The 13,341-nt window shown below is 50.4% G+C and carries 8 protein-coding genes; 5 read left to right on the top strand and 3 right to left on the bottom strand.

Features of this window, described 5'->3' with window-relative positions; all coding sequences use genetic code 11:
• The first annotated feature begins 121 nt into the window (after positions 1-121).
• From Abor_RS00420 to Abor_RS00405, 4 genes are all read left to right on the top strand, one after another.
• A complete protein-coding gene (locus Abor_RS00420) occupies positions 122-685 on the top strand; it encodes an RNA polymerase sigma factor (RefSeq protein ID WP_048839851.1) in 564 nt (187 codons plus the stop codon).
• Positions 663-1,562, top strand: a complete 900-nt coding sequence (locus Abor_RS00415) for a FecR family protein (protein ID WP_048839850.1) — start codon at positions 663-665, stop codon at positions 1,560-1,562. The genes Abor_RS00420 and Abor_RS00415 overlap by 23 nt, the downstream gene beginning before the upstream one ends.
• A gap of 97 nt (positions 1,563-1,659) precedes the next feature.
• Positions 1,660-4,578 (top strand): TonB-dependent receptor, encoded by a 2,919-nt coding sequence (locus Abor_RS00410; protein ID WP_048839849.1) that lies wholly within the window; start codon positions 1,660-1,662, stop codon positions 4,576-4,578.
• 263 nt (positions 4,579-4,841) lie between these two features.
• Complete coding sequence (locus tag Abor_RS00405; protein WP_048839848.1) at positions 4,842-6,830, top strand: OPT family oligopeptide transporter; 1,989 nt, start codon at positions 4,842-4,844, stop codon at positions 6,828-6,830.
• An 80-nt stretch (positions 6,831-6,910) separates the two neighbouring features.
• Here Abor_RS00405 and Abor_RS00400 read toward each other — a convergent pair whose 3' ends face one another.
• Both Abor_RS00400 and Abor_RS00395 read right to left on the bottom strand, forming a co-directional pair.
• Positions 6,911-9,388, bottom strand: coding sequence for a TonB-dependent receptor (locus Abor_RS00400; RefSeq protein ID WP_048839891.1), 2,478 nt, complete (start codon positions 9,386-9,388; stop codon positions 6,911-6,913).
• Positions 9,389-9,635: 247 nt separating this feature from the next.
• A complete protein-coding gene (locus Abor_RS00395; protein WP_048839847.1) occupies positions 9,636-10,475 on the bottom strand; it encodes a hypothetical protein in 840 nt (279 codons plus the stop codon).
• A 256-nt stretch (positions 10,476-10,731) separates the two neighbouring features.
• Between Abor_RS00395 and Abor_RS00390 the strand changes: the two genes are divergently transcribed.
• Positions 10,732-11,538 carry an alpha/beta fold hydrolase gene (locus tag Abor_RS00390; RefSeq protein ID WP_048839846.1) on the top strand — a complete coding sequence of 269 codons (807 nt, stop codon included), beginning with the start codon at positions 10,732-10,734 and terminating at the stop codon, positions 11,536-11,538.
• 22 nt (positions 11,539-11,560) lie between these two features.
• On the opposite strand, the gene Abor_RS00385 is transcribed toward Abor_RS00390, so the two are convergent.
• Complete coding sequence (locus Abor_RS00385) at positions 11,561-13,219, bottom strand: NAD(P)/FAD-dependent oxidoreductase (protein WP_048839845.1); 1,659 nt, start codon at positions 13,217-13,219, stop codon at positions 11,561-11,563.
• Positions 13,220-13,341: the final 122 nt, after the last annotated feature.

The following is a 13,341-nucleotide window of genomic DNA, read 5'->3' as shown; positions in this document are numbered from 1 at the left end:
CTTTGTGCTTTAGAGCACAAAGGCAGCAAAGTTTCTTAGGCGTTGCGAGTGTCATAATAGTTTCACAAACAAAAAGCCGCAAACTGCTAAATAACCCCTGCATTGGGGGTGGAGCAGGGTTATGCTGGCAAGCACAGAGCGTAGCCATTGGTTGGCGAGTTATATTTTACCGAACGAGCATATCGTACGGGCATGGTTAGCGCGTTTCCCCGATTTTGAAGCCGACGATATTATTCAAGAAGCCTACGTTATTTTGTCTGAGGCTGATATTAGCCGTGTCAGTAACCCCGTCGGTTATTTTCATACCATTTGCCGCAATCTGGTTTTACGCCATTACAAAAAGGCCCAGATTGTAAACGTTACAGCTTTGGCTGATTTACAAAACGACAGCCTTATCGACCAAACCCCTTCTGTAGAAGAGATTGCCAACGCGCGCGCAGAGCTACGCTTTTTGGAAGATGCTATTCAACAGCTTCCAGAAAAATGCCGCAGCGTCTTTATAGACAGAAAAATAAACGGCCATTCGCAAAAAGATTGCTCTAAAAAACTTGGCATTTCAGAAAGTAGTGTAGAAAAACGTCTTGCACGTGCGCTTGTTCTGATTTCTAAACTTTACGGGCAGCGTGAAAAAGACCCACAAAAAGCAATAACAGGATTAGCCCGTGGCAACAGAAGACTCTCTTGATGACGTTGCCGCACACTGGGTCGCCCGTATAGACAGACGCGCCCTTACCCCGCGCGAACAACACGAATTACAAAGCTGGCTCGAAGCAGATATCCGCCATAAGGGAGCGTTTTTACGCAGCCAAGCCATATGGCACGCAACAGACAGGGCCAAAGCACTCTACAGCCCCACTCTTAGCCTGCCCCACCATACACACCTGCCTTCCCGCCGGGCGTTTATCTCGACGGCAGTAGCGGCCTCTGTCGCGGCTTTTTTTGTGCCCGCAAAAAGTGGTGAAGCCAGCACATATTACAGCACGCAAAAAAACATATTGAAGTGCCAAGCCACAAAACAACGCCAAATTATTCTGGATTGCGCCACCCAGCTTGAAGATAAATCTGAGCAGACATCTCTGCTTTTGGGGCGTTGCTTTATTACCGACACGCAACGCTGTGTTAAAACACATACCATGCGTTTTTTGCTTAATGGCAGCCTGCTTGTCACCAAAGGCCCCGCATATGAAAGTGCTGTGGTTGTTACCGGCACAGCTTTTTTACAGGGCCAAAGGCTAGGTGAGCGTAAACGCCTTACGGCGGGTGCACACGTTACCATGACCCCACAGGGCAGGTTGCATTTTAGTACTGTTGAGCAAGACACCCTTGAACGGTGGATAGCCTGGACACAAGGCCAAGTGTCTTTAGCAACAGAAACACTCTCTGAAGCCACAGATATTTTTAACAGATACAACCAAAAACAACTCGTACCCTCTTTCAGGTTAGCTGACATGCGCCTGTCCGGCCTTTTTGACTTAAACCGGCCAGATGTCTTTGCAGCCGCGGTTAAAGCCATTCTGGGTGGGCACGTAAGAGAAGACACACACCATATTTTTCTTGAATAAGATCTGTCTCGAAACTGTCACAAAAAAAACCGACGGAAATAAGTGAGGATTTGACTCATTAGGGGTAGATGCGTCTGTCTCACTCAAGGTTGTATAAATGTTTTTCCTAAGCCGGTCTCGCTTGCTCGCTCTGTCTTGTTCTGTAGCGTGCTTTGCCCCAACTGTTTCTGTTGCCCAAGACACACAAAGCGTTTTTGCAATTCCGGCGCAAAAGCTCACATCTGCCCTAACGGCTTTTAGCCGCCAAACGGGGTTGCATGTCGCGTTTGATGGCAAAGTAGCAGACACGCTGCGCTCTGCCCCGCTTTATGGCAAAATGGATAACTTTAAGGCACTCCATAAACTTGTAGGGAAAAATTCCTTCAAGATTGACGCCTCAAACCCAAATTTCATAACGCTGCGTACGCAAAAGACTAAAGGCTCTCATACAACAGAAGCCAACAGTGAAGACAACCTGACTGTGCAAGGCCACAGACGTGAGTTGCGCACCAAGCGCAATTTTGCAGGCGTTGTTGACTCAATGGTCTATGATGACCTGTCAAACCTTGGTGGTGCCACATCTATCGCACAAATGCTTACGCAATTACCCGGTGTTACTGGCATTCGTAACGGTGATGAACCTCGCTATATCAGTGTACGCGGCGTTTCTTCAGACCTCAACCAAACCACGCTTGACGGCATAACACTGGCCAGTATCAGCGATGGCGGTAGTATTAGACGCCGAGTAAACTTGCAAAATATTCCGGCAGAAATGACCGGAGAAGACAGTATTTACAAAACATTTACTGCTGAACAAGATGGTGGTGCGATTGGTGCTGATATCGAAATGCATTCACGCAGTGCTTTCGATCATAAAGGCTTATACAAATACATTAACGCTTACGGCATTTATGGCACCGAAAAAGGCTCTGCTGGGGCCAATAGAATAAAAGGCATGTCGCCTCACTTTGGCCAAGGTGCCAAAGTTGTTTTCTCAGATAGATTTGGTAAAGATAAAGAGTTCGGTATTGTTACATCATTCCGCTACCAGCAACGCACACGTAATACGACTAAAAAATGGCAACAAGATAGCTATAACTACTATGATGCCAATGGAAAGGTTTTAAAGCCAAACGACCCAAGCACACCCGGTTGGAATGGTATGACAGCCCCCCGTTACGTTGACGGCGGCAGCTATTCTAACACCCTCAGCACATTAGGTGGCGCCACGCGTTTAGAATGGCACCCAAAAAATACTGGTTTAACTGCTTCCCTTATGGGATATGCCTACCAACGCTGGGAAGACTCCTTTATGGAGCATAACGAATACCTACTCGATGAAGCACCAGCCTATAAATTAAACGGAAAAACCCATTATATTAACCCGGCTGTTATAGACCAGACACCAACCAGTGGCCGTGAATATATTTACCGTGCACGGACTATTGGCCGTAAAGATAACTGGAAAATGAACACCAATGGTGTTTTGGGTGATTTGGGATGGCACGACAATATATCTACTCTTAAGTTGCGTGCAGGATATACTTGGGAAGATTATTTTGACCACGAGCCTTACGTAGCCGCTCGCGCCTACCCCAACGAAAGCCCAGATAGTGCTGTTCTGGCAGATTACACTATAGACAAAAATAATGTTGCTAATCTCGTAAACATTAGCGACATGAACAAACTGCTAAATAGCGGTTACAAATACCAATATGTGCAGCAAGAATATGACCGCGACCACGAAGGTCTTGCCAACGTGCGCCTAGACTACACACGTAACCTCAAGGCAAATTCTCATGGTTTTGGGTTTGCTACCGGGTTTGAATGGCGTGGCCTTAATGCCACTAACTCTTCTGATCAGCTCTGGTATAACCCTGGCGGCAATGCCAGCTCCAGTATGTTTATTCCAAACATGAAAAACCCTAACGGGCCATTTTTTGATCTGACCAATTTCCCGTGGGATAAACAAACGCTTGATGTCAATAAGTCTCGTCAATACACAGAGCTGGCCTATTTCCGCTATAAAGAACAGCTTTTTGATGGCTATGTCTCCCTCCATTACAAATGGAGACATTCAGAGCTCATTGCCGGCGTGCGCGCAGATGCGGTAAACTTTAACGCCTATATTCCTGAAACAGATGGTTCAAACGCGACAGGCAATATTAATAAAAAGAGCGGTGGCTATATTAACCCACTACCGTCTTTAACTTTTGTACATGAATTCCCTCAGGAGTTGATACTCCATGCCGTCTACAGCCAATCTGTTGGACGCCCACAACCAACCGACCTAGCGCAAGCTCAACAATTGAGCTGTGGCAATAATAACGATATTCAAGCTGGCGATGTTAACTGCACACTTTCGCGCGGTAACCCCAATCTAAAACCCCGTGAAGCACAAAACTTTGATGCCTCACTCGATAAATTTTTTAACCGTGGTCGCGCGGTGCTAAGCGTTGCTTATTTTAACAAAATCATCAAACACGATATTTATAAAACACGTTCAACTGAACTGATTGATGACCAGCTCACTTACGTAACACAGCCTCGTAACTCTAACACTTCTACGCTTATGGGTGTTGAGGTCTCGTTTGTTAACCGTAATATTAGAGGCCCATGGAAGCAGTCGTTTGATATTAATGCCAGCGGCACCTGGATGCGCGGCCGTATGACCTACGAAGGGGTTGGCGTTTCTTACAAACTCCACCAACTGGTCGAACAGCCGAAATATGTCTTTAACGGCAGTGTAACGTGGCACATCCCCCAAATCCGGGGGGCTATCAAAGCATCGTTCGATTATTCAGCAAAATACCTTGAAGGCCTGAACGATGACCCAACCCAGATGTATGGTTATGGCTCTCAGCCAGACCTCTCCATCGGGGCATGGCATGACATCACTGACGACCTACGTATTAAATACCAAGTTTCCAATTTGGCTGGCTCACATACACGCATGTATTACGGCCAACATCTTAACCGCCTAGAAGCCAAAGAAAACTACGGTCGCAGCATCTACTTTGAGCTAGTTTATAACTAAATCACTTTATTACTTTAAAACCAACCTGTTACTTACACACTGTTATACCTAAACCTATCCAGCGCGTGGCCTTTCATGAGGTCACGCGTTTTTTGCTTTTTGTCCAAGCGCTATTTCGGTGCAACAAACAGCCCCGTCGGGGTATCATTACACCATCAATTCAATTTTAGGGCAGACAAAGCCTTACGCGCGTTCTATCGAGACAGAAGGGCATACTCCAAAGTGGGTATGGCCCCCTTTTTCTGTTTGCAAGAGGCCCGCGTATGCCACACGCCCCTACCCCAAGAGAACTCACCCTGCGCGGGCTTATTCTTGGCGCGGTTATTACCGTTATTTTTACTGCCTCAAACGTCTATCTGGGGTTGCGCATAGGCTTAACCTTTGCCTCGTCTATTCCGGCGGCTGTTATTTCAATGGCGGTGCTGCGGGCATTGGGTAACAGTAGCCTGCTTGAAAACAACATGGTGCAAAGCCAAGCCTCGGCGGCGGGTACATTGTCTTGTGTGTTCGCAACATTTCCCGGCCTTATTATGGCGGGTATCTGGAGCAATTTTCCCTTTTGGCAAACCGCAGGTATTTCTTTGGCTGGCGGCATTGCAGGCGTGCTTTTTACTATTCCGCTGCGCCGTGCCTTAGTGACAGAAAGCAGCTTGCCCTACCCTGAAGGGGTTGCCGCAGCAGAAATTTTGCGTGCAGGGGGCAAAAACGGCAACACAAAAAGCCTTAAAGCCTTAGTGAGCGGTGGCGTAATAGCAGCCTTGTTTACCTTTGCCAGTAATGGCCTACGCGTTGTGGCTGATAGCATAAGCGCAACAGCAAGCCTTGGGGGCGCCATTTTTCAAGCAACAGGCGGGCTTTCTCTGGCGCTTATTGGTGCCGGTTATCTGGTAGGCGTTGCCGGGGGGCTTGCTATGCTGGTTGGGTGCATAATGGCGTGGGGGGTTGGCGTACCGTGGTTAACTGCCCACACGGCTAACACGACCCATCTGGCAGCAGCAGAATTTGCACACTCGGTCTGGCTGCATAAAGTACGGTTTATGGGAGCCGGTGCCATTGCTATGGCCTCTGTCTGGACATTGATAGAGCTTATTGGCCCTGTAGCACGGGGGCTACGCGCCATGCTGCACGCCCACCGCACCCCCAGCACAACCGAGCAAGACAAAGACCTAAGCCCCCGCAGCCTTATAGCGTTACTCACCTTTACTGTTGTCGCATTAGGCGTGTTGTTTAGTGCATTTTTAGCCCCTGTGGCCCATGGTATTGGCACGCTTGTGGTTGCGGCTGTGCTTTTTTGCATCGTGTTTGGTTTTGTTATGGCGGCCGCCTGCGGGTATATGGCTGGTATTGTTGGGTCGTCTTCCTCGCCTATTTCTGGCATTGTTATTATTGCAGCCGTTCTTTCTGCCCTCATGATTTTAGGGTTAGAAGCCTGCGGCCTTGTGCCAGAAGCGCTTATGGCTAACGGGCAAACGTTAGCAACTGGTTTTACTATACTGGTACTGTCTGCCATTACCGCTATTGCCGCGATTTCTAACGACAACTTACAAGACCTTAAAACAGGGCAACTGGTTGGAGCCTCGCCTTGGAAACAGCAAGTCGCGTTGCTGGCCGGGTGTGTCGTTGGGGCGGCGGTTATTCCGCCAGTGCTCAATATTCTTTACCAAGCTTACGGTTTTGCAGGCGCTATGCCCCGGCCGGGTATGGACGCCGCCCATGCCCTGTCTGCCCCCCAACCAGCCCTTATTGCTCTTATTGCCAAAGGGGTTTTTACGCAGTCTCTGGACTGGAGCATGCTCTCTTTAGGTATGGGCCTTGGTGTGGTGTTGGTTATACTCGACCTAGCCTTACGCCGCAGGGCTTTAGCCCTCCCCCCACTTGGCGTTGCCGTTGGCCTGTACCTACCACCTTCTGTAAGCATTACCTTAGCCTTAGGAGCTATGCTTGGCTGGTTTGCTAAACGCCACATTATGCACAACAAGAGAAAAACAGGTGCTAAAACTGAAATACCAGTAACAGCCGTGCCAGAGCATGATGCCACTGTTGGCACCATGTTAGCCTCTGGTTTTATTGTAGGCGAAAGCCTGACAGGCGTTGGCCTTGCTATAGTGGCAGGCGCTATGGGAGCAGAAGACCCGCTCTCTCTTGCTGCATGGCTGCCACATTCTTTTGCCCCAGTATTGGGACTTGGAGTGTTTAGTGTAATTTGTGTGTGGTTCTACCGCCGTGTTGTGAACAACGCTGTCTCCACGTAAGTCAATTTATCTGGCATTTTATACAAAACCGTATTCTGAATTAATTATTTTACAGAATACGGCTTTGTCTTTTTCTATCTTTAGTAATTGGCAGACAAGTTGAACAAGAAAGCCCGCCCAACAGAAGGGGTAACGCGGTTACTAAACAGGTTGCCGTAGTTTAGGCGGTTAGCAAGGTTATAGCCGTTCATGGCAACTTTCCAATGCGGCCCAAACTGATGCGATACAACAGCATCGAACTCAACGTTAGCAGGCACGCGGGCTGTGTTGGCTGGATCTAGAAACACGCCTTCGCGCCATGTTACGCCACCACCTACAGTAAGGTTATACAGTGTTTTGGGAGCAATTTCGTATGTGCTCCACACTGTTGCTTGGTTGCGGGGCACATATTGTACCTGCTTGCCAATATCAGCCAAGGTGCCGCCTGTTGTTTGGCTGTCGTAGCGCGCATAGGTTGCAATCATGGTCCAGTTTTTCAAGAGCTGGCCAGAAACACTCAACTCCAAGCCTTGGTTGCGCTGCGTATCACCAGATGAGGTAACAGTGCCGCTGCTGGGGTCGGTTAAGATAGAGTTCCCTTTTTCCAGACGGAAGACAGAAGCAGTAAAGCCAATACGGTCATGAAATGCTGAGTATTTGGCACCAATTTCGTAAAGTCTACTACGTTCTGGTGAGAATTTCTGATTTTTAGGCGTCAAAGGCTCAGAACTATTGGTGACATAAAGCCCGAGTGGCGTGGTAGATTCAGCCCAGTTGAAATACACCATTGTGTGGTCGTTTGGCGTGTACATCAGGCTAACGTTGGGGTTAAAGGTATCTTGTTTTTGCCCCAAACGTGTATCCGGAGTTTGTACGACAACACCTTTACTAACGGTGCTCTGCTCGCCACCTGTAGCAGCATAGTTACTGCTCCAATGGTCCCAACGGAAACCCGCTTTAACCGAGAACCACGGTGCAAGCCATGCCTGTTCAGAGAAAAAGGCCCCGACATCTGTTGCAGAGCTGGTTTTCCATTCCTTACGGCCAACACCGTTAGGAATATTAACCAAATTTCCGTAATTTGCGGGATCTGTACCCACATCTAACCCCGGTACGTTAGGGTTGGGGTTAAGCAGGCTGGTATATTGACGGGCACTTGGGTTGTTATAAGCATAGTTTTGGCGGCGGTCGTAAATATGTTCAATATCAACACCGGCAATCATCTGGTGTTTAATGGTGCCTGTATTAAAATTAGCCACAACTGAGGCCACGTTTTGTACAGACCAGTCATTTTGCTGGTAAGGGTTAGGGCCACCTACCCCACCAATACGGGACACCATGGCTTTTTCTGGTGTATTAGAGAAAAAATACCCTGAACATGTTGCATTACACCCTTCCTGCGATGCTGAAAAATACCGCCTGTAAAGGCCGCCGCGGGTGTCGTTATAAACTGTAATATGCGGGTTTACTTCCCACTGGAGGCGGCCTGTTAACATATCCACGTTGGAGTTTTCTTGGTCGAACGTGGTGCCATACCAGTTTTTACGGTTTACGCCATATTCTGTAACTGGTTTTGCGTAAGACGTGCCGGGTTTAAGCACGGTAGGCACCCCGTAATCGGGTATACGGTTATCTGTCTGGTGAAAATACTCGATTGTATAGTTAATTTTTTTACCAAGACCAAAAATGATTGACGGTGCAATACCCCACCGGTGGGAATAAAGCTGGTCACGCCCCACCATATTATTTTCGTTACCCATGGCGGTAAGGCGCACGGCAATGGTGTCTGTAATTTTGCGGTTTACGTCTAGAGTGCCACGGTAATACGAACCACTCCCACCAGAAAAACTGGCATCAACATGGTTATGGGCTGTCGGGGTTTTTGTGGTAATATTAATAGCGCCACCCGTTGTGCCGTTACCAAATACCTGAGAAGACGGGCCTTTAATAACCGTAATATGGTCATAATCAAAGCTGTCTCGGGTATAAACACCAAAGTCGCGCAAGCCATTTTCGTAAATATCGTTCTGTGCAGCAAACCCACGGATCAAGAACTGGTCACCAGACATACCGCCTTCGCCCTCACCCACAGAAGCGGTAATGCCGGGTACGTTTTTTAAAGCCTCATCTAAAGACTTAACATTTTGCTGCTGCATTAAAATTTGCGGCACAACGTCAATGGTCTGGGGGGTATGCAGCACGTCTTGTGGCATACGGCTAAGGCCAATAGGTGTGCGCAGGGTGTTCATGGGAGAGGCAACAACTGTCCACTCCTCTGCGTTGGAGCCATCTTGCTGGGCAACAATTTGTGGCCCGTGCCCTTTGGCATTGCTTAACGTTGCCGCCGTTTGTTGGGCGGTAGGTGTGGTGGCTGGTGCTGGCTTTGCCTGCACTGGCGCTGCTTTGGCGGCATGCCCTGCATGGGCATGGCTATGGCCATGTTTATAGCTATGCTGGTCTGGCTGTGTGGCAGCATTGGCCTGCTCGTCGGCCCAACTGGCAGCAACAGAACACCCAAGGGCAAGACTGACAGCTAAAGGCGTAGGCCTTAAAGACCCACGAGCACGAGAACCACGCATAAGCATTCCACCATAGCCAAAAAATAAGAAGGTGGAGCCTCTTAGCCGTTAGCAATAATGATTCTCAATATCATTCGTTGCAATGCAACACCGCGCCTGCAAACCATTCGCATATACAGCATTGTGCTTATTTTTATTAACTCATTGATAATAAATAAAATTCTAGTAAAAATATTTTTCCGTCATGTTATAACAATAAGGCTGTTACGCTTTTTATGCATGCGTAAGAGCCTGTTTTACGCTCACTTTAGCCATACACTTGCTGTGCAGGCTGGCTGCCCCACACCAACAAGGGTACGCGCGCAGCCTGCAACGCCGCACCGGCAGAGCTATTGGCTATACCGCCACCAGACTGTGTGTTGTGTGTGCAATCAAGGTCAAACCCCAACACAACAAGGTCTGCTGGGTAAGCCAGTTTAGCCGTGGCAACCGTATGCATAACACGGGGCAGAGAAAACGGCTGCCCCAGCCTGTGTTCTTCCATCATAACGGGGGGTAAAAGGCTATAAGGGAGTTCTTGCCCATGTGGGGCCAGCAAATGCAACAAAGAGGCCCGCGCCAACACGGTACGGCTGGCTTGCAACATTTTATGGGCGCATACGCTGTTGTCCCACACCACCAGAATGGACGAACCATAACCTCCGTCCCAATAAGGTGGAATAAGCAGCACAGGCCGGGCAAGGCCAAACAGAGTTGTTTCTGTTAAACTAGCGGGGCTTGAGCCTTGGGGCATGGTGGCCAGAATAACATCTGCCTCCTGCGCAAAACTGCTTATGCTGGTATTTTTTTTACCATCATCTACCAGCCAGTTTACTTCTGTTTCTTCAACCTGTTTTTGAGCATGGTGGTATTCTGTCTGCAACCAGTGGCAAAACTGTGTATGCAAAGCCGCAAGACGGCTACGGTGCTGCTCTTCAAACAAATAGGCCTCGGCTGGGGCTTGGGCCACATTTTTGGCAGCCGCATTAGGGCGCAGCGCCAAAATATTTAAGGTTTTTACGCCAGAAAGGGCTACAAGTTGTGCTGCCGCGTTAAGCAGGGCCGGTGCATGCTCGGGCTGGTCTAAAATAACAAGGCAGCGCTTCATGGTCTCCCTCTCCTTATTTAGACCAAAATAACAGCACACCCAAAGTAAAACGTGGTAAAATACCACACCATACTTGGGTCTTGGCTTTAAACGCTGCATACTAGACAAAGTTGCGTAAGCCTGTGGGCGGCTCTCTCGCCATAAGGTGAAGACAAAGCAGGGCTTGCCCCCTCGCTTTTATAAGCGTTATGCGTAAAAGTCTTTCTTTTAGCGGCAGTTAGGCCGTAGCACCGCGTGTAAAAGGATACCTGAACCTGTGCTGCTAAACGTGATTGAACGTGGCCCTGAAACACCAGACGCCCCCCACCTGCCGCCCATTATTTTGCTGCATGGGCTATTTGGGCGTGCGCGTAATCTGGGCTTTGTGCAACGCCGCCTTGCAGCAACGCACCGTACCTTTGCTATGGACTTACGCAACCACGGCGCCAGCCCCCACGGCCCCATGAGCTACGAAGCCATGGCAGATGATGTGCGCGAAACACTTGCCCATTATACGTCTGAACCCGCCATTGTGCTTGGCCACTCTATGGGTGGCAAAACCGCCATGATGCTGGCCCTACGCCACCCAGAGCAGGTACGCGCCTTAATTGTGGCAGACATAGCCCCGGCCGAGGGCGGCTTTACCCGCATGGACGTACCGCCAGACCTTGCTAACCTGCATTTTCCGGCCGAATTAGACCGTAAAGGGGCAGAAACCCTGCTGCGGCCCTTAATACCCAATGAAGCCGTGCGCCAAATGATGGTGCAAAATATGACCTTAGGCGAAAACCCCGGCTGGGCCATTGGCCTGCCCGATATTATGCACAGCCTGCCTGCTATTATGGACTGGCCCACTCTGCCCGCTGGCACCGTGTATAACGGGCCAACCCTGTTTTTAAAGGGTGAGCTTTCACCCTATATTCAGCCACACAACTTTGCGGGCATGCGCGCGCTTTTTCCGCATTATACGCTAGAAACCATAGGGAGTGCGGGCCACTGGGTGCATGCAGACGCCCCCCTCCGTTTTGCCCAACTGGTAGAAGACTTTGTAAGCAAGCACAGCGCACTCAACGCTGCGCATTAAGCCCTATGGGTTGGGGCTTTGCTTAAAGCCCCAACCCTTCTACTGGGCGGCCTGCCATGCTAAGTGCCACGGCCTCGGCAATACGGATGCCGTCTATACCGGCAGAGAGAATACCCCCCGCATAGCCTGCGCCCTCACCCGCAGGGAAAAGTCCCGGTGTGTTAAGAGACTGCCCATTTTGCCCACGCGGCACCCGCAAAGGTGATGACGTGCGGGTTTCAACCCCGGTCATAACCGCGTCTTCCATCGCAAAGCCTCTGAGCTTGCGGTCAAAGAGCGGCAAAGCCTCACGCAGGGCCTCAACCGCAAACGGGGGCAAACATGTTGCCAGGTCTGTTGGGGTAACACCGGGTTTGTAAGACGGCACAACCGCGCCCAAGGTTGTTGACGGGCGGCCTGCTAAAAAGTCACCCACGCGTTGGGCTGGAGCGTAATAATTCTCGCCCCCCGCAATAAAGGCTTTACGCTCCCACTCACGCTGGAAGGCCATACCGGCTAGCGGGTCGTTGGGGTAATCCTCACCGGGGCGGAGCTCTACCACCATGCCAGAGTTGGCGTTACGCTCTGCACGGGAATATTGGCTCATGCCGTTGGTAACAACCTGCCCCTCTTCCGATGTTGCTGCTACGACCGTGCCACCGGGGCACATGCAAAAAGAATACACACCACGTCCGTTGCTGGCGTGGTGCACCAGCCGGTATTCTGCCGCCCCCAAAAGCGGGTTACCGGCACTGGGGCCAAACTGGGCTGTATCAATAACAGATTGCGGGTGTTCTATACGCACGCCAATAGAAAACGGCTTGGCCTGCATTTCCACCCCGTTTTCATACAGCATAGCAAATGTGTCACGCGCGCTATGGCCTACAGCCAGCACAACGTGGTCTGCCTCAATCACGTCGCCCTGTGCTGTCCGCACACCCCGCAGGCGGCGGGTGCCGTGCTCAAACTCCAGACCATCTACGCGCGTGCTAAAACGGTATTCTCCGCCTGCGGCCTCAATTTCCGCACGGATATGCTCTACCATGCTCACAAGCCTGAACGTGCCAATATGTGGGTGGGCCAGATAGAGTATTTCTTCTGGTGCGCCAGCCGCTACAAACTCTTTCAACACCTGCCGCCCTAAAAAGCGGGGGTCTCGCACTTGGCTATACAGCTTGCCATCAGAAAATGTGCCAGCGCCCCCTTCACCAAACTGCACATTGCTTTCTGGGGTGAGTTCAGAGCGCCGCCATAGGGCAAACGTATCTACCGTGCGCTCACGCACAACCTTGCCACGCTCTAACAGCAATGGCCGCAACCCCATACGGGCCAACATAAGGGCGGCCATAAACCCGCATGGCCCTGCCCCAATAACAATAGGGCGTTTAAACCCCGGCTTGGCCGCCAACGTTGCCCCATAAGTAACCGGGGGCACCCACGCCATGTCTGGGGTGAGAGCAACGTGGCTGTCTTTGGGGTGGGCCGCTTTGTAACTGGCCAGAACGGCGGCCTCGTCTTTTACCACGCAGTCCAGAGTATAAACCAATTTAATGGCTGAACGCTTACGGGCGTCGTGCCCACGCCTAAACACGCTAAACCGCTCCAAGGTGCCCGGCACAAGAGACAGGCGCTCGTAAATGGCGGCTTCTAGCGCCTCTGGGGTGTGGTCAAGCGGTAGCCGCAGTTCAGTCAGTCGGAGCATGGCGCGACCTTCATCAAATATGGTAGAGAGGAATCAACTCAGAAAAGCACAGACCGGGCTTCCCTATGCCGGACAGCGCCCAAGCGCAACGGTGCCGTTGCAGACATGCTTAAAAGGATGCA

Origin of the sequence: Acetobacter orientalis, assembly GCF_000963965.1 — a bacterium.
Taxonomy (GTDB): Bacteria; Pseudomonadota; Alphaproteobacteria; order Acetobacterales; family Acetobacteraceae; genus Acetobacter; species Acetobacter orientalis.
The sequence above is the reverse complement of the archived record's forward strand: the minus strand, read 5'-3'. Positions and strand labels throughout refer to the sequence as shown.